This window comes from Planosporangium thailandense, from assembly GCF_011947195.1.
Taxonomy (GTDB): Bacteria; Actinomycetota; Actinomycetes; order Mycobacteriales; family Micromonosporaceae; genus Planosporangium; species Planosporangium thailandense.
The window spans coordinates 1-23,649 of sequence record NZ_JAATVY010000003.1; the positions used below are offsets into that span (position 1 = coordinate 1).

Here is a 23,649-nt window from a genome sequence, read left to right on the forward strand (position 1 = left end):
GCGCGGGGTTGCCGCTTACGGTGCCGCCGAGGTTGATCCAGCCGGACCAGCTGTTGGCGTAGTAGCGGTAGCTGATGCCGCTGCTGGTGTTGGCGTAGACCTCGGTGGTGCCGAAGCGGGGGTTGTAGAGCACCGCCGGGTCGCCGGTGATGGTGCCGCCGAGGTCGATCCAGTTCGACCAGGCGTTGGCATGGTAGCGGTAGGCGATGTGGTTGGCGCTGGTACGGGCGTAGACCTCGGTGGTGCCGAAGCGGGGGTTGTACAGCACCGCCGGGTCGCCGGTGATGGTGCCGCCGAGGTCGATCCAGTTCGACCAGCCGTTGGCGTAGTACCGGTAGACGATGTGGCCGGTATTCGAGCGGGCGTAGACCTCGGTGGTGCCGGAGTGGGAGTTGTACACCGTCACCGGGTTCGACGACGGGGTGAGGGGTTCTGGGACGGCCGCAACGGCGACCGCGACGGGGGCCGGGCCGACCGCAGTGGTCTTCGTGACCGTGTTACTAGCGGTGGCGACAACCGAAACGCTGTTGGAGTACGAGTTGGTGACGTACGCGCGGGCGCCGTCGGGGGTTGTCGCCACGCCGTGCGGGTTGCCGCCGACGGAGATCGTGGCGGTCACCGTGTTGCTGGCGGTGGCGATCACCGACACGGAGCCGTTGCCGATATTGGCAACGTAGGCGCGAGCACCGTTGGGAGTTATCGCCACGCCGCGTGGGTTGGCGCCGACGGGGATTGTGGCGGTCACCGTGTTGCTGGTGGTGGCGATCACCGACACGGTGTTGCCACCGTCATTGGTGACGTACGCGCGGGCGCCGTCGGGGGTTATCGCCACGCCGTGCGGGTTGGCGCCGACGGGGATCGTGGCGGGCACCGTGTTGCTGGCGGTGGCGATCACCGAGACGGTGCCATCACTTCTGGTGACGTAGGCACGGGTGCCGTCGGGAGTGATTGCCACACCGTAAAGCGGGTGGCCGATGGAGAGCCTGGCGGTCACCTTGCCGGTGGCGGTGGCGATCACTGAAACGGTGCCGTCGGTACTGGTGACGTACGCACGGGTACCGTCGGGAGTGAATGCCACGCCGGACAGCGGGTTGGCGCCGACGGAGATCGTGCCGGTCACGGTACTGGTGGCGGTGGAGATCACCGAAACGGTGCCGCCGATGTTCGTGACGTAGGCGCGAGCGCCGTCCGGGGAGACCGTCACACCTTGTGGGTACATGCCGACCGGGACCGTGGCGGTAACGGCGTTGTTGGCGGTGTTGACCACCGACACGGTGTTGTCGGAGTTGGCGATGTAGGCGACCGTCGCGGACTGCGGCGGGTTGGCGGCGGCCGGGGATTGAGCTGCTTGGACCACCACGCTCCCCGACGCGGCCAGCACAGCCAATCCGACCACGAACGAGCCGACACGGGATCGCCGCGCCCTCGACCGGCCAACGACTCCGTCTCGCCGGTCGAACTCAATTGATGCCATCAAACACCCAAAATCAGCCAGCATTTTGACAAAAACCACTGTGGACTGTAGCGCCGCCTGTGCTACTGACGTGTCCACCGGTCGGCGCAATTGGGCCGTACCGTCAGATCAATGATCTTGCTGGGTCAGCTTTGCTGCGCGTTCGGCGTTTTCAAAAGCGGTGGCGGCGGGTTGTGAGCCGGGGAGGGCAAAATCCCTTGTCGGTCCGTATGCCTTTCGGGCGGTGTCGGCTCTGGCCGGCTTACCTGGCTGTACGGCCAGGTCCCCCGGCGCGGAGCCCCGCTCGACCCGCCTGTTACAGGAGGCCGGAGACGAGCATTGCGACCGCCACGAGCTGCCTTCCGGACTGGAATGACAGGGCTTACCAAGCTCGCATCACATCCAGACGGAAGGCACTTTTCGCGGGACGTGACCTACCGGCCCGCCCGCCGGTTTCCGCCTTCGATCACGGATGAAGGCCCCGAAGACGAGGAAGGCCCCTCCGGAGAGGGGCCTTGACCTTGCACTTTCTCTGGTCGGGGTGGCCGGATTTGAACCGACGACCTCTTCGTCCCGAACGAAGCGCGCTACCAAGCTGCGCCACACCCCGAGCGTGCCGAGCAATAGTAGCTTACGGAACGCCAAGAGCAACCGGGGGTATCACCCCGGCGCGACCGCCCTGAGGAAACTCGCCAGTTCGGCCTCGTACCGGGCCGGATCCACGTTCCACGACCGGGTGTGCCCGCCGCCGGCGGTCTCCACCAGCCGTACCAGGTCCGGACGCAGCCGCGCGAACAGCCGGGTCGGCGCCGGATCGACGAGGACGTCGTCCTGATCGAGGAAGACCAGCGTGGGTACCCGCAGTGACCCGACATGGCGGACCTGGTTGAGGTCCGTCAGCGTGGTCCCGATGCGCTGCTCCACCAGGCGCAGCGCGGCCCAGGTCAGCGGCGCCGGAAGGTTGCGGCGCCGGCCGTTGAGCCGCAGCGTCGCGCTCCAGTCGAGGGCGGGGCAGTCCAGGACGACCGCACGCACGAAAGCGGCCTCAGGAGCCTGTCGCAGCGTCATCATCGTTGCCGCGCCACCCATGGACCAGCCGAACAGGATCACGTCCGAGGCGCCCTGTGAGCGGGCGTACGACACGGCCGCGGCCACGTCTCGCCACTCCGTGGCGCCGAGATGGTAGCGGCGGTCGGCGCTGGACGGCGCGCCCTCGTCGTTGCGGTACGTGATCACCAGGGTCGGCAATCCCAGCTCAGCCAGGGTCGGCAGGGCCCGTAGCGCCTCGGCCCGGCTGCCACCTCGGCCGTGTACCGCGATGACCCAGGCCGACGAGGTACCGGGGACCAGCCAGGCCGGCAGCGGACCCAGCTCGCCCGGCACCGTCACCTCGTCGAAGTTCAGCCCCCTGCTCGTCAGCGGGTCTCCGTCGAACACGGCGCTGCTCAGCGCGGCCCGTGCACCGGCCTGCAGGGTGCCCCGTGTGATTTCTTCCACACGGCGTACGACGCCGGTCCGGTCGGCCCGTACGACCGAGCCGAGCCGGGCGTGGCCGGTCGGCCAGAGCAGCGCGTACGGCACGTCGCACAGGGTGTCCTCGGTGCGGTTCAGGGTCACCAGCTCACCGTCGAAGCCCCGGACCTCGAGCGGGTACTCCCGAGGCCGGGCGTCCAGCACCTGGTTGGCGAAGTACCAGCCGGCGCTCGCCGTGCTCGTCGGGACCAGCAGGGCGAGGCCCGCCAGCCCGTACGCGGTGAAGCGCGGCCAGCGGCGGATGGACGTCGGTGCGACGACCGGTTCGACAGTCATCGCGGGATCAACGTGAGCACCGACGCCTCGGGCCGGCAGGCGAACCGTACGGGCGCGGTCGGGTGGGTGCCCAGCCCGGCCGACACGTGCAGCAGCGCGTCCGAACCCGGCCAGCGGTGCAGCCCCTTGGCCATCCGGCGATCGAGCCCGCAGTTGGTGACCAGCGCGCCGACGAACGGTACGCAGACCTGGCCGCCGTGCGTGTGCCCGGCGAGGATCAGATCGAACCCGTCGGCCGCCATCGCGTTGACCACCGGCGGCTCGGGCGAGTGGGCCAGCGCGAGGTGCACGTCGGCCGTCGGGTCGGCCGGCCCGGCCACCGAGGGGTAGTCGTCGCGGCCCACGTGCGGGTCGTCGACGCCGACCAGCTCGATGACGCGACCACCGGCCTTGATCGTGGTACGGGCGTTGTTCAGGTCGGCCCAGCCGGCTCCGACCAGCGCGTCCCGCAACTCGTCGGCCGGCAGGGCCACGCCCTGCACATACTCCCGGTCCTTCTGGAAGTACCCGAAGGGGTTCTTCAGGACCGGGCCGTGGTAGTCGTTGGAGCCGAACACGAACGCGCCGGGACGGTCGAAGAGCGGCTCGTAGGCCCGCAGCACAGCTGGCACCGCGTCGACGTGCGCCATGTTGTCGCCGGTCACGATGACCAGGTCGGGGTCGACTGCGGCCAGCTCGGCGACCCAGCTCTGCTTGCGGTGCTGGCCCGGGGTCATGTGCAGGTCGGACAGGTGCAGGATCCGCAGCGGCTCCGCGTCGGGGGCGAGCACCGGCACGTCGTAGCGGCGCAGGGTGAACAGGTTCCGCTCGACGAGCGAGGCGTACGCGAGCGTGGCGGCGCCGACCATGGTCACGCCGGCCGTCACGCGACGGAGAGTGGATCGCTTGGCCATGCTTGCCAGATTATCCGGCGGTGTCGGCCCGGCGGTTTCGGTAGCTTCTTGGACATGACGCTCAAAGGACGGCTCGAAGAGGACCTGCACGCCGCGATGAAGGCGCGCGATGAACTGCTCACGTCGACGCTGCGAATGGCGATCGCGGCCGTGCGCGCCGCCGAGGTGGCCGGACCCGCCGCCCGCGAGCTGTCCGACGACGAGGTGCTGTCGGTGCTGACCAAGGAGGCCAAGAAGCGGCGGGAGGCGGCGACGGCGTTCGCCGACGCCGGCCGCACCGAGCAGGCCGACAAGGAGCGCGCCGAGGAGGAGATCATCTCCCGGTACCTGCCTTCGCAGCTGTCGGACCGGGAGTTGGCCGACATTGTCTCGAAGGCGCTGGCCGAGGGGGACTTTGCGGGTCCGAAGAGCATGGGGCCGGCGATGAAGGCCGCTCAGGCCGCGGTGGCCGGACGGGCCGAGGGAGGCCGGGTCGCGGCCGAGGTGCGCCGCCAGTTGGCCGGCTGACCTGCCGCGTCAGGCTGGGGCTTGCGAAAAAGGGAGTGGGTGGGCCGACGGGGCCCACCCACTCCCTTTTTCGTCGTTGCGAGTCACATCCGCTCAGAACGTCCCGCAGAGCGCCGGGAAGAGTTTGCAGCGCGGATTCTGATTGCGCGGCGGGCCGGTGCCCTGGTTGGGATCGCGGACCGTACCGGCGCCCCCACCCTGGCCCTGGTTGGAATCCTGGTTGCCGCCACCCTTGCTCACATAGATCGTGACAAGGCTGCCACGGCTCGTGTCGCCGGCCGGCTCGGTCTTGGCCACGGAGCCGGCCGGACAGTCGGAGGCGACCGGATCGGGGTCGACCGTCACGTCGAACCCGACCCGGCGTATGGCGCTCTTGGCGTCCGCGACCGACTTGCACGCCACGGCCGGGACGCTGGTGCGCTTGCCGAACGCCATGTCCTTGCTCGGCGCCGTGAAGTTGACCGCCGGCTTGTCGGCCATCGCGTCGCGCAGCGCGTACTCCACCGCCTTGTTGACGTACTTGTGCGGGTCGCCGAGGGCGGGCCGGAGCCGGTCGGTGAGCGGCCAGTCGGGATCGCCGAGGATGCCGGCGATCGCGATCTGCTTGGTCATCGCGACGAGCGTCGCCGTCTTGTCGCCGTCGGTGGTACCGGTCTTGCCCGCCACCGGGCGCTTGACGATGCCGCGCACCTCCTGGCCGGTCGCCCCGTCGCAGCGGCCGAACGCCGACTGGTCGCCCAGCGGGCAGCGCGCCGCGTCGACGGCCGCCCGCGCCACGTCCGGCTTCACGACCTCGTGGCACTGCGGTTTCGCCAGATCCAGCTTCTTGTCGTCCATGTCGCGGATCTCGGAGATCGGGGTCGGCGCGCAGTAGGTGCCGTCGGCCGCAAGGGTCGCGTACGCGTTGGCCAGATCCAGTGGGGTGGTGGCGCTCACGCCGAGGGTGAAGGCTCCCCAGCCGTTGGCGTAACCGGGGCTGTTGGCGAGCTCGTAGTCGGCGGCATTCTTGGGATCGTTGCTGCGGGCCCGGAACTGGATGCCCAGGCGCTTGGCGACGTCGACCGCGTTCTCGGCGCCCACCCGCTCTTCCAGTGGGACGAAGTACGTGTTGACGGAGCGGCCGAAGCCGGTCCACATGTTGCGCGGGCCGTTCATCCAGCTCGGGGTGGCGTTGACCGGGCAGTACATGCCGCCGCAGGCGTCCCCGCTGAGGACCGGGTACTTCGACTTGTACGGCGAGGTGGTGTTGATGGTGTAGTCGAGGTTGTACCCCTTCTCCAGGGCGGCGACCATCGTGAACATCTTGAACGTGGAGCCGGCCTGGTAACCGACGATGTCACCGCCGCCGGTCAGCAGGGGTGCGGTCGTGTTCGGATAGTTGCCGACCTGCCCCTTCTTGTACGGGTTGGTGTTTGACCCGTTGTGGCTCTGGTCGTTGCTGAAGTTGCGGTTGGTCGCGAGGCCGAGGACCTTGCCGGTGCCCGGCTCGACCGCCGCCGTCATGACGGCGTACGGGCTGCCCGTGGCGAGCGCGTTCTCGACGTTCTTCTTCAGCGCCGTCTGGGTACCGACGTCGAGCGAGCTGATGATCTTATATCCACCGCTCTTGAGCTTGTTCTCCCGCGCGAAGGCGTCGGCGCCGAAGTCGGGCTGTTCCAACCACCAGCGGTACAGGAAGTCGCAGAAGAATCCGGCGCCGGTGTCCTGGCTGGGCATGGAGGCACAGCCCTCCGGTGACCGCTTCCCGACGATCGTGAGCTTCGCGGCCTTGGCCTCGTCCGCCTGCTGCTGGGTGATGTACTTCAGCGTGACCATCTGGCGCAGCACGTAGTCGCGGCGCTGGAGCGCCAACGTAAGCTTGTCGGGGTCGGCCGGGTCGTACGCCGACGGCGCCTTGACCAGACCGGCGAGCAGGGAGGCCTCTCCCAACGTCAGGTCCTTGGGGTCCTTGCCGAAGTAGACCTCGCTGGCGGCGTAGACGCCGTACGCGCCGTGGCCGAAGCTGGAGATGTTGAGGTAGCGCTCCAGGATCTGCTGCTTGTTGTACTTCTTCTCGATGGCCAGCGCGTACTTCATCTCGCGGAGCTTGCGCGCCGGCGTCTGCTCGGTCGCGGCGACGATCTCCTCGTTGGTGCGCGCCGAGTAGGTCAGGGCCTGCCGCACGTACTGCTGGGTCAGGGTGGATGCGCCCTGCGAGACCTGCCCGGAGGAGTTGCCGTTGGCGACCGCGGCCCGGGCCACGCCCTTCATGTCGACACCGTGGTGCTGGTAGAACCTCTGGTCCTCCGCGGCGACGATCGCCTGCTGCATGACCGGCGCGATGTCGGTGAGGTGAACGTCGCGGCGGTTTTCGTCGTAGAACATGGCGAGCAGCGTCTTGGCGTCCGAGGCGTACACATAGGAGATCTGTGGCGGCGGCAGCTCAGTGAGCGTTGACGGAAGATTGTCGAACGCGTCGACGCTGGCCTTGGCGGCCAGGCCGGAGACAGCAACGACCGGGAAGGCGGCCGCGGCAACCACGATTCCCGCGAGCAGACCGCAGACGAGAAGTGATGCGGTGTTGACGAACACACCATGATCGCGCTTGCGCATCCATGTCACGCGCACAGGGTACGGGACGACGCAATAGACCGCGTCCTTTCTCAAACAGGCCTCGTTGTGATAGACGGATGACTCTCAGCATTGCGGTGTGAGTCGGACCCCCGTCCGTCGGTCGGCTGGAATGTGTGCCGATTTGGACGACCCGTTTCGGTATCCGATGAGATCGGAAAGTAGAAAAGTCCTGTTTAGCATGTTTGGCGCTACTCAGGTGCGACACTAGTCTGATGCGGAACGACTTTGCGTAACCGAGCGACTACCGAGGATGATGATCGGTGGGGACCGATCCATCTCTCCGGGCCTGGAGAGGTAGTCGCCGGCGAGAGGGGGGCGATTGGCGGCTGATGTCGGAATTAGCGGGTTGCGGTGTGGGGTCGCGATCTGCGCCGGCGGTGGCCGTACAACCGCTTGGGTGTTATAGGCCCGGGGGGGCTTTTCAAGGGGGGACATACGAGATGACGATGGTCGTCGACTGGCCGAGCATGGCGGCTTGCCGAAATGGCGACCCGGATGCGCTGTTTGTCCAGGGCGCGGAGCAGAACGTCGCGAAGCGGATCTGCCGGGGCTGCCCGGTGCGCAACGAGTGCCTCGCTGACGCCCTCGACAACCGCATCGAGTTCGGTGTCTGGGGCGGCATGACCGAGCGGGAACGGCGGGCGCTGCTGCGTCGCCACCCGCACATCACCAACTGGCGCAAGACTTTCGAAGCCGCGATGGTCAAAGAGACCGGGAAGCTGCCGTCAGTCGAAAAGGACGTCGAGAAGGAACTGGTGGCCGCGGGCTGACCTGCGACATCGTCGGCGGGCGCGGCCGCGGGACCCGGCCGCGCCAACCGTTCTCACCTGCGACGCGCCGTAGCGGCCCGGCCGGACGCCGGTCGGCCGCGCCGCGCCGTCCCCACGGCGCCGCACCGGTGCGCCGCCGTACCTGTGCGCCGCCATGCCCTTTGCGCCGCCATGCCTGTGTGCCGTGGCGCCGCCGTGCCGTCGTCCCCGCTGCCGCCCTCAGGCGCCCGACAGCGACCGCCCGATCTCGCGCAGCCCGTCGAGATCGTGGACGTCGGCCGCCTGCACCGGCACCTCCACCACGGGGACCTTCGGATACGCCGACACGAACCGCTCCGTGACCGCGCGCTGCCGGGCCCGCTGCTCGACCAGCGCCGAGTGCACCCGCATCACGTCCGCCGTCACGGACTGTCCGTCGAGGCGTACGGCCGCCGCTTGCGCGGTCTCCGCACTGATCGCCGGCGCCGCGACGGTCGTCACCCGGTTGAGCACCAGGCCCGTCAACGGCATCTGCTCGTGCGCGAGCCGGTCGGCGAAGTAGGCCGCCTCCCGGATCGCGTCCGGCTCGGGAGCCGCGACGACCAGGAACGCCGTCTCCTTGTTCTGGAGGATCCGGTACGTACGCTCGGCGCGCTCCCGGAACCCGCCGAACATCGAGTCGAGCGCGGCCACGAAGGTCGACACGTCGGTGAGCAGCTGGGTGCCGAGCACCTTCGTCACCGCCCGGGTGAACAGCCCGAACGACGCCGACGCCAGCTTGAACATGCTCCGGCCGCTGACCCGGGCCGGTACGAGCAGCATCCGGATCATCCGGCCGTCGAGGAAGCGGGACAGTCGGGCCGGGGCGTCGAGGAAGTCGAGCGCCGACCGGGACGGCGGGGTGTCGACCACGATCAGGTCCCACTCCCCACGCGCGCGCAACTGCCCCAGCTTCTCCATCGCCATGTACTCCTGAGTGCCGGAGAAGGTCGAGCTCATGGCCTGGTAGAAGGGGTTGGCGAAGATCTCTTCGGCCTTCTGCGCGTCGGTGTGCGCGAGCACGACCTCGTCGAAGGTCCGCTTCATGTCCAGCATCATGGCGTGCAGTTCGCCGCCGCCGTCGCCATCGACGCCCTTGACCTGCCGGGGAGTGTTGTCGAGCGCGCTCAGACCCATGGACTGGGCGAGCCGGCGGGCCGGGTCGATGGTCAGCACGACCGTGCGCCGGCCGTGCCGCTCAGCCGCCCGCAGCCCCAGCGCGGCCGCCGTCGTGGTCTTGCCCACGCCGCCGGAGCCGCAGCAGACGACGATGCGGATCCCGGGGTCGGCCAGGAGCTTGTCGACGTCCAGTTGAGGGCTGCGTAGTCGCCCAGCGTGGTCGGACATCACGGTGCGAGCGTATCCGGCCACGCCGTCGAAGCCACACGATCCGTCGGTCACAGCGCCCCTTGTCACACTCTGCAGCGGGTCACACGCTCAGCTCGCGCGAAGCAGCGTGCGGGCGAGGATGTCGAGCCCCTCGCGGGTCACCCCGTCGACCAGGGCGGGCAGCTCCACTACCGGGCGGCCCAGCGCGGCCAGGTCGTCGCGGAGCGCGGCCTCCACCCCGAGGCGGGTCTGGTACGCCTTCGCCTCGGTCACCAGGCCGGCAACGGTGTCCCGGTCGGCCGACACTCCGGCCTGGGTCAGCCCCCGGCGGATCTCCGCCTGGCTCACCCGCACGCCGGCGAGCATGGGCGCGCGGGTCGCGTTGACGATCACCGACCCGATCGGGATGCCGAGCCCCCGCAGCTCCACGATCGCGTCGGTGGTCTCCTGTACCGGCATCTCTTCCAGCATGGTGACGACGTGCACGGCGGTCATCGGGGAGCGCAGGACGGCCGAGACGCCCTCGCTCTGCGACTTGATCGGGCCCACCTTCGCCAGTCGCGCCGTCTCGGCGGTCACGTTGAGGAAGCGGCCGATCCGGCCGGTGGGCGGCGCATCGACGACGACGGCGTCGTACACCCGGCGGCCGTCGACCGTACGGGTGACCGCCTCCTTGAGCTTTCCGGTGAGCAGAACGTCGCGCATGCCCGGCGCGATGGTGGTCGCGAAGTCGATGGCGCCCATCTTCTGCAGGGCCCGGCCGGCCATGCCGAGCCGGTAGAACATGTCCAGGTACTCCAGCAGTGCCTGCTCAGCGTCGATGGCGAGCGCGTTCACCTCGCCGCCGCCGGGCGCGGCCGCGATGACCCGCTCCTCGTAGGGCAGGGGTGGCAGCTCGAACAGCTGGGCGATGCCCTGCCGGCCCTCGACCTCGACGAGGAGCACCCGGCGGCCGCCGGTCGCGAGGGCGATGGCCAGCGCGGCCGCGACAGTGGTCTTGCCGGTGCCGCCTTTGCCGGTCACCACGTTCAGGCGGGCCGGCCAGCCGGCGTGCTCTTGGGTAGCCACGCTCCGAGCGTAGCTACCCCGCGTCACCGACTTCGCAAACCCACCAGCCGGACTCGTCGACGGCCACGAACTTCAGCCGCTTCTCGGCGGTCCGCTCGTCCGCCGTCGTGATCTTGATGGGTACGGTCAGGGTCGCCGTCTTGTCCTTGCGCGACTGGACGTTGGGCGTCGGCCAGGTGTACCGCGGCGACTTGTACTGCTGCTCGTACGAGCGCAGCTCATCGATCTTCTTGCCCAGGGCCGCCTTGTCGCGCGACTCCGCGCAGACGTACCGGTTGGCCTTGTCCACGTCGTGGTCACGGAAGACGGCGGTGAGGAAGCCGTCGACCGCCGCCGTCGGCGTCGCGGTGCCACTGCCGCCGATGTTCTTGACCAGAAAGTACGCCGTGACGCCGCCTCCGCCACACAGCAGCAGCACGACGCCGAGGACGACCGAGGTGATCAGCAGCGCCCGGCGCCGTCGGGGCGGCTGAGGCCCGCCAGCCGGCACGACCGGCATGAACGGTGGCTGAGATCCACTGGCCGGTGGGAACGGGGCACCGGCCGATGGGAACGGGACGCCGGCCGGCGCGAACGGCGGCGACTGCGGCACACCGGAGCCCTGCGGTTCACCGGGTGACGGTGGGTATCCGGGCGGCTGGCTCAATTTCCCCCCTTCAAGGGGTCCGGGTGGCCGACGGGATATGGCCGTGCCAAGGGTAGTCGGCGACGCCATCCAGCGATGACCGCCGTTCGGTGCGGGGAGTGACGATCTTGGTTGCTCCTTCCGGGGTACGTTCGGCTGACGGCCGTACCTTCGCGGCCGGACCGCGCCGGCAGCCCGTAGGCTGTCGGGCGTAGCCACCGTAGTCAGGGAGCCCTCGAGCGATGCAGAAGTGGGAGTACGCCACAGTGCCGTTGCTGGTCCACGCGACCAAGCAGATTCTGGACAACTGGGGTGAGGACGGCTGGGAGCTGGTCGCCGTCGTGCCGGGGCCGAACCCCGACCAGCTCGTCGCGTACCTCAAGCGACCGCGCGCGGCGGAGGGTGGACAGTGAGCGGAGCGAGGGAGAAGCTGGCCGAGCTGGGCCTGAAGCTGCCCGCGGTGGTGCCGCCGGTGGCGGCCTACGTGCCGGCCGTGCAGTCGGGCAACCACGTGTACGTCTCCGGCCAGCTGCCGATGGCTGAGGGGCAGCTGATGGCAACCGGCAAGGTCGGCCGCGAGGTGACGCCCGAGCGGGCCGCCGAGCTCGCCCGGCAGTGCGCCCTCAACGCCCTCGCCGCGGCCGACTCACTCGTCGGTCTCGAGCGGATCGTCAAGGTCGTCAAGGTGGTCGGTTTCGTCGCGTCGGCCGAGGGCTTCACCGGGCAGCCGGGTGTGATCAACGGTGCCAGCGAGCTGTTCGGCGCCGTGTTCGGCGAGGCCGGTCGGCACGCGCGCAGCGCGGTCGGCGTCGCCGAGCTGCCGCTCGGCGCGCCCGTCGAGGTCGAGGCGATCTTCGAGGTCAGCTGACAGGCGGGCTCAACCTCCCGTTCGCCAGCGGGTTTGGTCGCCGCCGTACCATCCAGAGCATGGTGACGCATGTGACCGCGCCCACGGCGGCGCCGCTCGACGCGCTGCCGCCCTGGGTCACGCTGCTGCGTGCGCCGAATCCGGGCCCGATGACGCTCGACGGCACCAACACCTGGGTGTTGCCGGAGCACCGGGTCGTCATCGACCCGGGGCCGGCCGACGACGGTCACCTGGCCGCGATCGCGGCCAGCGCGCCGATCGACCTCATCCTGCTCACCCACGGTCACGCCGACCACGTCGAGGGCGCCGCCCGGCTGTCGGAGATGCTCGGCGGCGTTCCCGTGGTCGGCTCGGACCCGCAGCACTGCGTCGCCGCCCCGCCGCTGCGGGAACACCCGGGGGAGGAGATCGCCGGGCTCGAGGTGATCTTCACTCCGGGGCACACCCACGACTCCGTCAGCTACCGCGTCCGCGACGTCGTCTTCACCGGCGACACGGTCCTCGGGCGGGGCACCACCGTCGTGGCCTGGCCCGACGGCGACCTCGGCGACTACCTCAGCAGCCTGCGCCGGCTCCGGGCGCAGGGCCCGGTACCGGTCCTTCCCGGCCACGGGCCCGCCCTCGCCGACTGCGCCGTCGCCACCGCGTACTACCTCGAGCACCGCCTGGCCCGTTTGGAACAGATACGCGCGGCGTGGACCGCCGGCGCGCAGACCGCGCCCGACGTCGTACGGGTCGTCTACGCCGACGTCGACCCGGTCCTGTGGCCGGCGGCGGAGCTGTCCGTGCGGGCGCAGTTGGCCTATCTCGAAAGCGAGCAGGAGCGGGAATCCAGCGGGTCACCGGCAGAGTTGGACCAGCCGTGACCTGTCCTGTGTGCGGAACCGTCGCCGTGCCCGGCGCGCGGTTCTGCCACAACTGCGGATCGGCCCTGCCGGCCGCGGCCACCCTCCCCGCCGCCGAGCGCCGCATCGTCACCGTCCTGTTCGGTGACCTGTCCGACTTCACCGCCTGGGCCGAGGACGTCGACCCGGAGCGGGTCGGCGCGGTCACCGACCGGGTTCTCGCGGCCCTGGCCGGCTCGGTCAAGACGTTCGGCGGACACGTGGACAAGCTCACCGGCGACGGGATCATGGCCGTCTTCGGCGCGCCGGTGGCGCACGAGGACGACGCCGAGCGGGCCATCCGCGCCGCGCTGTCGATGCAGCAGGCGGTCCGCCGGGTCCTCGACGACGAGCGTGGCGGTGGTGCTCCGCTGGGCCTGCGCGTGGGCTTGAACACCGGTGACGTGGTCGCCGGCGTGCAGGCCGCGCTGGAGTACACGGTCATCGGCGACACCGTGAACACCGCGGCGAGGCTCGCCGACGCGGCGGCGGTCGGTGCCATCTACGCCGGCTCCGTCACGGCCGCGGTGACCCGGCACGTCGCGTCCTGGCGGGCGCTGCGCCCGCTGCGGCTCAAGGGCAAGCGCGAGCCCGTCGAGGCGTACGAGCTGCTGGGCCTGCTCGACGCGCCCGGCACCCGGTCCGGGCTGGGCGACGAGGCGCCGTTCGTGGGCCGGGAGACCGAGCTGGGGCGGGTCGCCGGCCGGCTGGCCGAGGTCGTCGACCGGCAGGAGGCCCGCATCCTGATCATGACCGGTGAGGCAGGCCTGGGTAAGACCCGGTTCGCCGCCGAGGTGGAGCGCTTCGCCACCGGGTACCAGGCCGCCGGCTTCGCCCCCAGCATCGGCGCCCGGGTGCTGTCGGTGCACTGCGCCGCGTTCGGTGAGCGCCGCCGCCTCGCGCCCCTCGCCGACCTCGTACGGGCCGCCATCGGCCTGCCCAACGACACCGCCACCACCCGCGAGCAGGTCGAGGAGCGGCTGCGCCGGCTCGGCCAGCGGCTGGCGCGGCAGGCGCGCAGCCGGCGACCGGCCGGACCGGTCGGACCGGTCGGCGAGGAGGTCGCGGCCGGTGCCGTGGCGACCGCCGCCGGTGCGGAGCCGCGGCTGGCGATCGACCTGCTGCTGACGCTCATCGGGTACGGCGAGGTGGACCACTCCGAACCCGGCGGTTCGGCCGGCCGGACGGCGTGGGCCGGGCCGGCCGGCGCGCGGGGTGGCTGGGGCGCCAGCGCCGGGCCGGTCGACGACCTCGACCTGGAGGCCATCCCGGCAGCCGTGGCCGGCCTGCTGTCGGCGCTCGCCGCCGAGGAGCCGCTGCTGATCGTCGTGGACGACCTGCACGACGCCACCCCGGACACCGTCGACGCGCTCGGCGTCACGCTGTCGCGGGTGTCCGGCCCCGTGCTCACGCTCCTGCTCGGGCGGCCGGAGCTGATGCGTACCGCGGGTATCCTCAACCGGTTCGCCGACGCGGAGGTGAGCGCGCTCCCGCCGCTGCGCGGTGCGGACGCCGCCCGCCTGCTCACCAACTACCTCGGCGGCGGCCGGCTGGCGCAGGCCGACGAGGACCGGCTGCTGGCCACCGCCCAGGGCAACGCCTTCTACCTCGCCGAACTCGTCACGCTGCTGCAGGAGCGGGGCCGGCTGAGCAGAAACGGCCAGACGTGGCAGCTGGCCCCCGGTTCGCTCGGCGGCCGCCTGCTCTCCCGCGACCTCGCCGCGGTCCTCGCCGCGCGTATCGACGCCCTGCCGCCCCAGGCCCGCGCGGTGCTCCGCGACGCCGCGGTGGTCGGTGACACCGTGCCGGCCGGGGCGCTGGAAGCGCTGCGCGCGGGTGAGCCCGGCGGCCGGCCGTCGGCCGCGGCGGCCGTCGAGCTCAACCGGGCGATCGAGGAGCTGCTGCAACGCCGGATGCTGCGCCGGGTCAAGGGCGGGTACGCCTTCGCGACGCCGTTGCTGCGCGAAGCCGCGTACGCCGGCGTCGGCAAGGCCGACCTGGCCGAGCGGCACGCGCTGCTCGCCCGGTGGGCGGCCGACCCCGACCCCTCCGCGCGACCCCAGCCGGGTGTGCCGCGGCCCGGACGGGTGGGCATGACAGCCGAGGCGGCGGACGCTTTCGTCGCCGAGCACGCCGAGCGGGCGACCGCCCTCGCCGACGCCGTGGGCCTGCGCTCCGACGCGGCCGTACGCGCCGTGGCGCCGCTCGGCGTCGCCGTGCTCGGCCGGTTGGCCCGCAAGGCGCTCGTCAGCGGTGAACCGTCCCAGGCGTCGGCCCACGCCGAACGGGCCGCGAAGCTGGCCGGCGGCAACCTGTCCCCGGCCGACCGGCTCATCCACGCCCGCGCGCTGCTGCAGATCGGCCGGGTCACCGAGGCGCTCGGGTACGCCGAGAAGATCGCCGCCAATGCGGCGGACGAGCCCGCGGTCCGGTCCGGCGCGCTGCTGCTGGCCGGCCGGGCGTACCGGATGATGGGCGACCCGGAGCGGGCGTACATCACCTGGCAGGAGGCGCTCGAGGCGGCGACCGTGGCCGGCCGGCCGGCCGAGCGCGCCGAGGCGATGCGCCGGATCGGCATGGGCGACTACCTGGCCGGGCGGCTGGCGGAGGCCGGCGAGCGGTTCGCCGCGGCGTACCAGCTCGCCGTCGAGACGGGGGACCGGCGCAGCCAGGCCTGGTCGTTGCAGAACCTGGCGTGGGTCACCACCACCCGCGGCGACTTCGCCGGCGCGGATCTCACCCTCGGCCGGTCGGCACGTAAGTTCGCCGAACTCAATGATCCGGTCGGACGGGCCTGGCTGCGCGGTACCACCGCGTTCGTGCGCATGCTCGCCGGGCGGCTGACCGAGGCGCGCCGGCTCGCCCGGGTGTTCCTGCCGTTCGGTGAGCGGGTGGGTGAGGCGTGGGCGGTGGGCACCCTGCGCTCGGTCGAGGCGTTCGCCGCGGCCGAGCTGGGCGAGCTGGCGGAGGCCGACCGGGAGGCGCGCCGGTCCTATCGGGACTTCGCCGCGGCCGACGACGACTGGGGGCGCGGCCTCGCGCTGGTCGTACGGGGTGTCGTCGCGCGCGGGCTCGGCGAGTCGTCGCACGCGACCGACCTGCTCAGCGACGCGCTCGAGTACGGGGAGAAGACCGGTCACCCGCTGCTGATCGGCATGGCCCGTACGATCCGGGGCTTCGTACACGTCTCCCACGGCGACGCGGAGGCGGCGGAGGTGGATGCCCGGGCGGCCCTCGCCGTCGTCGAGCCGCACGACGTGCTGGAGCCGGCGCACGTCGGCCCGCGGGCGCTGCTGGCAGCCGCCCGGTTGGCGGCCGGCGACGCGGCCGGAGCGGTCGAGCTCCTCAAGGGTGTGGCCGCACTGGCCGATGTGCCGTCGTTGTTGTACCCGCGCCGGGAGGCGGTCGCGTACTACGCGGAGGCGCTGCTCGCCGCCGGCCGGCCCGAGGAGGCGCTGGAGTGGGCGCGGCGCGCGGTCGCGACGCCCGGCGAGGACGTCCGCAGCCGGGTCCACGCGGGGCGGGCGCTCGCGCGCGCCCTGGCCGCGGTGGGGCAGCCCGCCGAGGCGCTGACGGTCGCCTCCGCCGCGCTGCGCGAAGCCCAGGCGACCCAGCAGGTCTCGGAGCGCGCGGTGACCCAGGCCGTACTGTCGGCCCTGTCGTGACCCACCTGTTACGACGGTCACGTTTGTAACGCTGACGACCATCTGACGCTGCTCGTCCGACCGCTGGCGTATTTTTCTAGCGTGACCGATGCGCGAGCGACCGTGCCCACGGTGCCCGGCCTGACCGGGCTGTCCGTGCTGGCCCGGGGCGGTTACGCCACGGTCTACCGGGCGGTGCAGGAGTCGGTCGGCCGCGACGTGGCGGTGAAGGTCGAGAACCGGCGCCTGGAAAACGAGCGGGATCAGCACCGGTTCCTGCGGGAGGCGCGCGCCGCCGGCCGCATGTCGGGCCACCCGAACGTCATCGACCTGTTCGACGCGGGGGTGACCGGCAACGGCCACCCTTATCTGATCATGGAGCTGTGCGAGGCGTCGTACGCCGAACGCATGAAGACCAATCCGCTGTCTCCGGTCGAAGCGCGCGACGTCGGGGTGAAGATAGCTGATGCGCTGGCCGACGCCCACGCCCTCGGCGTGCTGCACCGCGACGTCAAGCCGGCGAATCTGCTGATCTCCCGCTTCGGCGAGCCTCAGCTGGCCGACTTCGGGCTGGCCGTCCTGGCCGAGGTCCGCGACCACGCGATCGCCCTCGACGTGCTGACGCCGGCCTACGCCCCGCCGGAGATGTTCCGGTGCGAGTCACCGTCCCCCGCCGTCGACGTGTACGCGCTGTGCGCGACGTTGTACGCATTGATGTATGGGCGTCCGGCCCGCTGGCGTGACGGCGCCAACCCCGGCCAGGCGGCCATCGTGGACATGTTCGGTGAGCCGATCCCCGATGTGCCGGGCGTGCCGGCCGACCTGATGGCGCTGCTGCGCGCGGGCATGGCGAACGACGAGCACCGGCGGCCGACGGCGGTGGAGCTACGCGACTCCCTGCTCGCACTCGACTTCGACCTCGGCGGGAGCCGGTCGGCGGCGCGCAACTGGCGACCGGTCTTCGGTGCCCCCAGTTGGGGGCCGAGCGAGTTCGGCGGTTATGCCGCCTGGGCCGGACGCGGTCGCCCGGACGGGAGCTCCGACGCCGCCAGGTCGGCCGGGAGCGGCTTCGCGGGCGACGACGAGCGGACGCGCCGGTACGACGACGAAACGCGCCCGTACCCGCCGCCGTCAGATGGGGACACCGCGCACCTGGAGGCTCCTGGCGGCGCCTCCCGCCCCGCTACCGGGTTCAGCCTTGGGCATTGGCTGCGGCCCGGTCACGCGGCGAGCTGACAGGCTCTCAGCGTCCCGCTGATTGTCAGAGGTGACGGTTACGGTCCGACGGTATGTCGCCTGATCGTCGGGCTCGCCGCAGCCGGACCCCTCGCCATCGGCCGGACGTCCCGTCGACGGTGCGTGTCGCGCCGTCCTCCGATGACGCGCACGACGTGGTCTATTTCCGTCGCCATCGTGACGCCGACCCGAGCGAGAGTATTCCTGGCCGGGAGTTCCTGAGGGCGTGCCCGGCAGCGGTGCGCGCGAAGATGATGGCCGTCCTTGTGGAGGTGGCCGCCGCGCCGCCGAAACGATTTTCGGGCGGCGGTTACTGGGAAGCGATGAAAGGCGAGATGGCGGGCTGGTTCGAGGTCCGCGCCGATGGCCCGAAGCGTCACCACTACCGCCTCTACTGCCTGTTGGATTATGAGGCCAAAGGCGTCCCCCGCCCGCTGCTGGTGGTCGTCGCGGGCTTGGACAAGCCGTTTCGGACAGCGTTGTCCGACGCTGACTACAAGGGTGTACGGATGCTCGGCCAGGAGTACCTGGCCCGCAACCCCCGGTCGCTGGCCTGAATCAGGGTCAGACCGAAGCCGGTACCTTTCGGCCGGACTGCCGCATCTCGGCCAGGTGCTCCGCGAGGGCGTGCGGGTCGTCGGCGATTCCTGTAAGCAGGGGCTCGGTGATGTGGGCGCGCTCTGCCTCCGGCAGCGGCTCGAAAGTCAGTCGGAGTCCGAATACGGCGGCGACCGCTGACATCGTCCCCACGGTGTGGTTGCCACCCGCTTGGGTGAATAACCGCCGGATCGCGGCGTCGTTGGCAAGGATCGCCCGTGCGACATCAGCCTTGGTCATCCCTGCCGCCGCCCGGGCGGCGTCGAGTTCGTTGACCAGGCGGTCCACGGTCTGGATCTGCATGGACTCGACGATGTAGGCGCGCAGGAACTCAGGGTCGTTGAGGTTCTCGGCCAGGTCATCCCAGAACGCGCTACGCGTGTGGTCCACAGCATCTCCTTCGACTTCCCACTCGGGAAACGTAACAAATATGCTACGCCCATCGGTTGGCCGCATCAACATTTCCCAGGTCGCCGCGCAATCGCCACCGGCATTGCCGTTGCGCCGCTCGCGCAGGCCGTCAGTAGGTCTGTATCTCGACGAGGTTGTCCTCCGGGTCGCGCAGGTACGCCGAGCGCACGCCCCAGCCGGGGCGGTCCGCCGGGGGTGATGGCCGTCAGTACGACTTCTCCTGGCCGAGCACGTGCTGGGCCACGTAGTTGAGGATCATCTCGCGGGACACCGGAGCGATCCGCCCGGCGCGTACGCCGCCCATCAGCGTGGCCACCCCGTACTCGGTGGTCATGCCGTTGCCGCCGTGCACCTGTATCGCCGTGTCGACGGCGAGCACCGCGGCCTCGGCCGAGGCGTACTTGGCCATGTTCGCGGCGGCCCCGGCTTCGAGGTCGCGGCCGGCGTCGTACAGGAAGGCCGCCTTTGCGATCATCAACCTGGCCAGCTCGACCTGGATCGCCGCGTGGGCCAGCGGGTGCGCCACGCCCTGATGCGCGCCGACGGGCCGGCCCCAGACGGACCGTCCGGACACATAGGACGATGCCCGCTCCAGCGCGTACCGGGCGGTGCCGATACTCATCGCGGCGACCGTGATCCGCTCGGGGTTGAGGCCGCTGAACAGCGCGGGCAGGCCCGCCTCGGCCGACCCGCCGATCAGGGCGTCGGCCGGCACCCGGACCCCGTCGAAGAACAGCATGAACTGGTTCTCCGGTGACACGATCTCCATGCCGATCTTCGTCACGGTCAGCCCGGGCGCGTCCGTCGGGACCAGGAACAGCGCCGGGCTCAATCGGCCGGTCCGCTCGTCGGCCATCCGGGCGACGACCAGCACGTACGAGCATTCGTCGACGCCGGAGATGAAGACCTTGCGGCCGGACAGCACGTACCCGTCGCCGTCGGGGTGCGCCACCGTCGCCAGGCGGTGGAAGTTGGAGCCGGCGTCGGGCTCGGTGATCGCGAAGCAGACCTTCAGCGTCCCGTCCGCGAAGCCGGGCAGGTACGCCGCCCGCTGCGCGCCCGTGCCGTGCTTGGCGACGATCGTGGCCGCGATGGCCGGCGAGACCACGAGCAGGAGCAATGGGCAGCCGGCCGCGGCAAGCTCCTCGCAGACGATCGCCAGTTCGGTGATGCCGCTGCCACCGCCGCCGTACTCGGTCGGCACGCTCACGCCGAGGTAGCCGAGCTTGCCCGCCTCGGTCCACAGTTCGTCGGTGTGCTCTCCGGCCTTGGCCTTGTCGACGTAGTAGGAGTGGCCGAAGCGCTTACCGAGGGCCGCGACGGAGTCGCGGAGCAGCCGCTGCTCGGCGGTGGGTTCGAAGTCCATGGTTCTCCCCTCCTGGCGTGATCACGGAAACTATTCCGTGTCCGAGCACGGAAGAGTTTCCGTGATCATGAGAAGTGCGGCGCCGCGCTCCACCTGCGAGCCGGGTTCGACGCGCAGGTCGGCCACCACGCCGTCGACTGGCGCGTACACGGGATGCTCGAGCTTCATCGCCTCGAGCGTGAGCAGCAGGTCACCGGCGGCGACCGGCTGACCTGGCGTGACGAGGACCCGGCCCACGGTGCCCGGCAGCGGGGCCACCAGGGAGCCCTCCGTCGCGTCCGGAGTGGGCAACGGGAACCGCGGTGCCTCGGTGAGTGCCACCGAGCCGTCCGGTCCGTCCACATACGACACATCGCCGACCCGGTGGACCGAGTACGACCGGCGCACGCCGTCGACGCTGAGCACGACCCGATCAGGGGTGGCGGAGACGAGGGCGATTCCCGGCGGCTCCACCAGGGCCCCGTCGCGGTCGAGCCGATAGCGGATCTCCATCTCGCCGAAGGTGACGGTCTGCGGCGCGGACGGGACGTTGCGCCAGCCCGACGGCAGCGACGAGCGGGACGACCGTTCCGCTGCTCGGGCGAGCGCAGCCGCGAGGCCCGGCAGGCCGAGGTCGGACAGGAGCGGTGCGAAAACCTCCGGGTGCGCCTCCAGGAAGCCGGTGTCGGTGTCCCCGGCGCGGAACGACGGGTGCCGCAGGACGCGTACCAGCAGATCCCGGTTGGTGACCAGACCGTGGATCCGGCTGCCGGCCAGCGCTGTGGCCAGCATCCGCGCCGCCTCCGTCCGCGTCGGCGCCCAGGCGATCACCTTCGCGAGCATCGGGTCGTAGTGCACCCCGACAAGGGAGCCGTCGCACACGCCCGAGTCCAGCCGCAACCCGGGCGCGGGCAACGGCCCGAACGACCCCGAGACCCCGGGTACGGCGATCCGGTGCAGCGTGCCGGTCGACGGCAGCCAACCGGCTGCGGGATCCTCGGCGTACAGGCGGACCTCGATCGCGTGGCCGCGCATCGGCGGTGGACCGTCGAACGGAAGCGGGCCGCCCTCGGCGATCAGCAGTTGCAGACGTACCAGGTCGACGCCGGCTACGCACTCGGTCACCGGGTGCTCGACCTGCAGCCGGGTGTTCATCTCCAGGAAGTAGAAGTCGCCGGAGTCCGCCAGCAGGAACTCCACCGTGCCGGCGCCCACGTAGCCGATCGCCCGCGCCGCCGCGGTCGCCGCGGCACACAGCCTCTCGCGCAGCGCCGGCGTCACCGCCGGCGACGGGGTCTCCTCGACGATCTTCTGGTGGCGGCGCTGGATCGAGCACTCCCGCTCACCGAGGGTCACCACGTTGCCGAGCGAGTCGGCGAGCACCTGCACCTCGACGTGGCGGGCGGCCTCGACGTACCGCTCGCAGAAGACCGTACCGTCGCCGAAGGCCGCGGCGGCCTCGCGCCGGGCGGCCGCCACCGCGTCGGCGAGCGACTCCGCGTCGCGCACGATCCGCATGCCCCGGCCGCCGCCTCCCGCGGACGCCTTCACGAGGACGGGGAAGTCGGTGACCTCGCCCGGGTCGGTCCAGGTGGGCAGCATCGGTACCCCGGCCTCGGCCAGCAGGGCCTTGGCCTCCAACTTGGAGCCCATGACCGCGATCGCCTTGGGCGGCGGGCCGACCCAGGTCAGCCCGGCGTCGAGGACGGCGCGGGCGAACTCGGCGTTCTCCGACAGGAACCCGTATCCGGGGTGCACCGCGTCCGCGCCGGCCTTGCGCGCGGCCTCGATGAGCAGGTCGGCGCGCAGATAGGTGTCGGCGGGGGCGCTTCCCGGCAGGCGCACCGCGAAATCGGCTTCGACAGCGTGCGGGGAGTCCGCGTCGGCGTCGGCGTACACGGCCACCGTCTCGATGCCGGCCGTGCGGCAGGTGGCGAAGACCCGGCGGGCGATCTCACCCCGGTTGGCGACCAGAAGTCGTTCAATCATCGTCATCACATCCGGAAGACGCCGTAGCCGGGGCGGTCCGCCTCGTGCTGCACGACCGACAGGCAGAGACCCAGCACGGTACGGGTGTCGCGCGGGTCGATCACGCCGTCGTCGTACAGGCGGCCGGACAGGAACAACGCCGCCGACTCCTGCTCGATCTGCTGCTCGACCATGGCCCGCATCTGCGCGTCCCGCTCCTCGTCGTACGGCTTCCCCCTGGCCTGGGCGGCCTGCCGGGCGATGATCGACAGCACGCCGGAGAGCTGCGCCGGGCCCATCACCGCGGACTTGGCGTTCGGCCAGGTGAACAGGAACCGGGGGTCGTACGCCCGGCCGCACATGCCGTAGTTGCCGGCCCCGTACGAGGCGCCGATGGTGACCGTCAGGTGCGGGACGGTCGAGTTGGCCACCGCGTTGATCATCAGGGCGCCGTGCTTGATGATGCCGGCCTGCTCGTACTCGGTGCCCACCATGTACCCGGTGGTGTTCTGCAGGAACAGCAGCGGGGTACGGGACTGGTTGGCGAGCTGGATGAACTGCGCCGCCTTCTGCGCCTCCTGGGAGAACAGGATGCCCCGGGCGTTGGCGAGGATCCCCACCGGACAGCCGTGGATTCGGCCCCAGCCGGTGCACAGCGCGGTGCCGTACGCCGGTTTGAACTCGTCGAACTCGCTGCCGTCGAGGATCCGGGCCAGGATCTCGCGGGGATCGAACGGGATCCGTGGGTCGGCCGACGGGATCCCGAGCAGGTCCTCGGCGTCGTATCTGGGCGGGTCGCTGATCCCCGGCAGGGTGGGGCGCCGGTTGAGGCGGGCGACCGTCGCGCGAGCCAGCCGGATCGCGTCCCGCTCGTCCTCGGCGAGGAAGTCGGCCAGGCCGGACGTCGTCGCGTGCATGGCCGCGCCGCCCAGCGCCTCGTCGTCGGTGTCCTCGCCGGTGGCCATCTTGACCAGCGGCGGACCGGCCAGGAACACCTTCGCCCGGTCCCGTACGAAGATCGTGTAGTCGGACATGCCGGGGATGTACGCGCCACCGGCCGTCGCGTTGCCGAACACGACCGCGATCGTCGGAATGCCGGCGGCGGACAGTTGGGTGAGGTCGCGAAAGACGCCGCCGCCCGGGATGAAGATCTCGGCCTGGTTGGGCAGGTCGGCGCCGCCCGACTCGACGAGGTTGATCAGCGGCAGCCGGTTGACGCGCGCGATCTCGGCGGCCCGCCGCGTCTTCTTCAACGAGTACGGGTTGACCGCGCCGCCGCGTACCGTCGGGTCGTTGGCGATGACCATGCAGGTGACGCCCTCGACCACGCCGATTCCGGTCACCACCCCGGCGCCGACGCCGCTGTCGGTGCCCCAGCCGGCGAGCGCGGCCAGCTCCAGAAACGGTGCGTCCCGGTCCAGCAGCAGCTCGACGCGTTCGCGGGCGAGCAGCTTGCCGCGCTTGCGGTGTCTTTCGACGTACTTGTCGCCGCCGCCCTGTACCGCCTGCCGGAGTGCGGTGTCCAGCTCGGCGAGGCGCTGCAGCATCGCGGCCCGGTTGTCCTCGTAGGACGACGACCGGGGATCGAGGCGCGAATCGAGTACCGGCATG

19 protein-coding genes and 1 tRNA gene are annotated in these 23,649 nt (G+C 71.0%); 8 read left to right on the plus strand and 12 right to left on the minus strand.

Annotation, left to right across the window (positions count from 1 at the left end):
- The 4 genes from HC031_RS05365 to HC031_RS05380 all read right to left on the minus strand — a co-directional run.
- On the minus strand, window positions 1-1,357 hold a 1,357-nt coding region (locus HC031_RS05365), incomplete at its 3' end, for a DUF8189 domain-containing protein (RefSeq protein ID WP_205862321.1).
- 629 nt (window positions 1,358-1,986) lie between these two features.
- Window positions 1,987-2,063: transfer RNA gene (locus tag HC031_RS05370), tRNA-Pro, on the minus strand.
- Between the two features lie 50 nt (window positions 2,064-2,113).
- On the minus strand, window positions 2,114-3,262 hold the full coding sequence (locus HC031_RS05375) for an alpha/beta hydrolase family protein (RefSeq protein ID WP_167924073.1): 1,149 nt from the start codon (window positions 3,260-3,262) through the stop codon (window positions 2,114-2,116).
- Window positions 3,259-4,155 (minus strand): metallophosphoesterase, encoded by an 897-nt coding sequence (locus HC031_RS05380; RefSeq protein WP_167924074.1) that lies wholly within the window; start codon window positions 4,153-4,155, stop codon window positions 3,259-3,261. The genes HC031_RS05375 and HC031_RS05380 overlap by 4 nt, the downstream gene beginning before the upstream one ends.
- Window positions 4,156-4,209: 54 nt before the next feature.
- On the opposite strand from HC031_RS05380, the gene HC031_RS05385 reads away from it, so the two are divergent.
- Window positions 4,210-4,662, plus strand: coding sequence for a GatB/YqeY domain-containing protein (locus HC031_RS05385; RefSeq protein WP_167924075.1), 453 nt, complete (start codon window positions 4,210-4,212; stop codon window positions 4,660-4,662).
- A gap of 93 nt (window positions 4,663-4,755) precedes the next feature.
- On the opposite strand, the gene HC031_RS05390 is transcribed toward HC031_RS05385, so the two are convergent.
- A complete protein-coding gene (locus HC031_RS05390) occupies window positions 4,756-7,254 on the minus strand; it encodes a penicillin-binding protein (protein WP_167924431.1) in 2,499 nt (832 codons plus the stop codon).
- Between the two features lie 461 nt (window positions 7,255-7,715).
- Here HC031_RS05390 and HC031_RS05395 point away from each other — a divergent pair, with 461 nt between their 5' ends.
- Window positions 7,716-8,045, plus strand: coding sequence for a WhiB family transcriptional regulator (locus tag HC031_RS05395; protein ID WP_167924076.1), 330 nt, complete (start codon window positions 7,716-7,718; stop codon window positions 8,043-8,045).
- A gap of 219 nt (window positions 8,046-8,264) precedes the next feature.
- Here HC031_RS05395 and bagB read toward each other — a convergent pair whose 3' ends face one another.
- From bagB to HC031_RS05410, 3 genes are all read right to left on the minus strand, one after another.
- Entirely contained in the window at window positions 8,265-9,410 is a 1,146-nt protein-coding gene (bagB, locus tag HC031_RS05400; protein WP_167924077.1) for an ArsA family ATPase, read from the minus strand.
- 90 nt (window positions 9,411-9,500) lie between these two features.
- Complete coding sequence (gene bagA / locus HC031_RS05405) at window positions 9,501-10,460, minus strand: ATPase BagA (protein ID WP_167924078.1); 960 nt, start codon at window positions 10,458-10,460, stop codon at window positions 9,501-9,503.
- A 13-nt stretch (window positions 10,461-10,473) separates the two neighbouring features.
- A complete protein-coding gene (locus HC031_RS05410) occupies window positions 10,474-10,959 on the minus strand; it encodes an Rv0361 family membrane protein (protein WP_167924079.1) in 486 nt (161 codons plus the stop codon).
- 368 nt (window positions 10,960-11,327) lie between these two features.
- Between HC031_RS05410 and HC031_RS05415 the strand changes: the two genes are divergently transcribed.
- From HC031_RS05415 to HC031_RS05440, 6 genes are all read left to right on the plus strand, one after another.
- Window positions 11,328-11,498, plus strand: a complete 171-nt coding sequence (locus tag HC031_RS05415; protein WP_167924080.1) for a Sp36 family protein — start codon at window positions 11,328-11,330, stop codon at window positions 11,496-11,498.
- Window positions 11,495-11,953 (plus strand): Atu1372/SO_1960 family protein, encoded by a 459-nt coding sequence (locus tag HC031_RS05420; protein ID WP_167924081.1) that lies wholly within the window; start codon window positions 11,495-11,497, stop codon window positions 11,951-11,953. Before HC031_RS05415 ends, HC031_RS05420 begins: the two co-directional genes overlap by 4 nt.
- 59 nt (window positions 11,954-12,012) lie before the next feature.
- Window positions 12,013-12,819 (plus strand): MBL fold metallo-hydrolase, encoded by an 807-nt coding sequence (locus tag HC031_RS05425; protein ID WP_167924082.1) that lies wholly within the window; start codon window positions 12,013-12,015, stop codon window positions 12,817-12,819.
- Complete coding sequence (locus HC031_RS05430; protein ID WP_167924083.1) at window positions 12,816-16,502, plus strand: adenylate/guanylate cyclase domain-containing protein; 3,687 nt, start codon at window positions 12,816-12,818, stop codon at window positions 16,500-16,502. The genes HC031_RS05425 and HC031_RS05430 overlap by 4 nt, the downstream gene beginning before the upstream one ends.
- Before the next feature lie 81 nt (window positions 16,503-16,583).
- Window positions 16,584-17,717, plus strand: a complete 1,134-nt coding sequence (locus HC031_RS05435) for a serine/threonine-protein kinase (RefSeq protein ID WP_338090489.1) — start codon at window positions 16,584-16,586, stop codon at window positions 17,715-17,717.
- Between the two features lie 53 nt (window positions 17,718-17,770).
- Complete coding sequence (locus HC031_RS05440; RefSeq protein WP_205862322.1) at window positions 17,771-18,274, plus strand: hypothetical protein; 504 nt, start codon at window positions 17,771-17,773, stop codon at window positions 18,272-18,274.
- Window positions 18,275-18,281: 7 nt separating this feature from the next.
- Here HC031_RS05440 and HC031_RS05445 read toward each other — a convergent pair whose 3' ends face one another.
- The 4 genes from HC031_RS05445 to HC031_RS05460 all read right to left on the minus strand — a co-directional run bounded on the left by HC031_RS05445 (window position 18,282) and on the right by HC031_RS05460 (window position 23,648).
- A complete protein-coding gene (locus tag HC031_RS05445; RefSeq protein WP_167924084.1) occupies window positions 18,282-18,704 on the minus strand; it encodes an XRE family transcriptional regulator in 423 nt (140 codons plus the stop codon).
- Window positions 18,705-18,930: 226 nt separating this feature from the next.
- A complete protein-coding gene (locus HC031_RS05450; protein ID WP_167924085.1) occupies window positions 18,931-20,091 on the minus strand; it encodes an acyl-CoA dehydrogenase family protein in 1,161 nt (386 codons plus the stop codon).
- 30 nt (window positions 20,092-20,121) lie between these two features.
- Window positions 20,122-22,059 carry an acetyl/propionyl/methylcrotonyl-CoA carboxylase subunit alpha gene (locus HC031_RS05455; protein WP_167924086.1) on the minus strand — a complete coding sequence of 646 codons (1,938 nt, stop codon included), beginning with the start codon at window positions 22,057-22,059 and terminating at the stop codon, window positions 20,122-20,124.
- 5 nt (window positions 22,060-22,064) lie between these two features.
- Window positions 22,065-23,648, minus strand: coding sequence for an acyl-CoA carboxylase subunit beta (locus HC031_RS05460; protein ID WP_167924087.1), 1,584 nt, complete (start codon window positions 23,646-23,648; stop codon window positions 22,065-22,067).
- Window position 23,649: the final 1 nt, after the last annotated feature.

Coding starts and splice junctions, on each gene's coding strand:
- HC031_RS05390 (WP_167924431.1), bottom strand. CDS start 7,254: ATGCGCAAGCGCGATCATGGTGTGTTCGTCAACACCGCATCACTTCTC.
- HC031_RS05415 (WP_167924080.1), top strand. CDS start 11,328: ATGCAGAAGTGGGAGTACGCCACAGTGCCGTTGCTGGTCCACGCGACC.
- HC031_RS05375 (WP_167924073.1), bottom strand. CDS start 3,262: ATGACTGTCGAACCGGTCGTCGCACCGACGTCCATCCGCCGCTGGCCG.
- HC031_RS05385 (WP_167924075.1), top strand. CDS start 4,210: ATGACGCTCAAAGGACGGCTCGAAGAGGACCTGCACGCCGCGATGAAG.
- HC031_RS05450 (WP_167924085.1), bottom strand. CDS start 20,091: ATGGACTTCGAACCCACCGCCGAGCAGCGGCTGCTCCGCGACTCCGTC.
- HC031_RS05455 (WP_167924086.1), bottom strand. CDS start 22,059: ATGATTGAACGACTTCTGGTCGCCAACCGGGGTGAGATCGCCCGCCGG.
- HC031_RS05410 (WP_167924079.1), bottom strand. CDS start 10,959: ATGCCGGTCGTGCCGGCTGGCGGGCCTCAGCCGCCCCGACGGCGCCGG.
- HC031_RS05440 (WP_205862322.1), top strand. CDS start 17,771: ATGTCGCCTGATCGTCGGGCTCGCCGCAGCCGGACCCCTCGCCATCGG.
- HC031_RS05425 (WP_167924082.1), top strand. CDS start 12,013: ATGGTGACGCATGTGACCGCGCCCACGGCGGCGCCGCTCGACGCGCTG.
- bagB (WP_167924077.1), bottom strand. CDS start 9,410: ATGTCCGACCACGCTGGGCGACTACGCAGCCCTCAACTGGACGTCGAC.
- HC031_RS05380 (WP_167924074.1), bottom strand. CDS start 4,155: ATGGCCAAGCGATCCACTCTCCGTCGCGTGACGGCCGGCGTGACCATG.
- HC031_RS05395 (WP_167924076.1), top strand. CDS start 7,716: ATGACGATGGTCGTCGACTGGCCGAGCATGGCGGCTTGCCGAAATGGC.
- HC031_RS05460 (WP_167924087.1), bottom strand. CDS start 23,648: ATGCCGGTACTCGATTCGCGCCTCGATCCCCGGTCGTCGTCCTACGAG.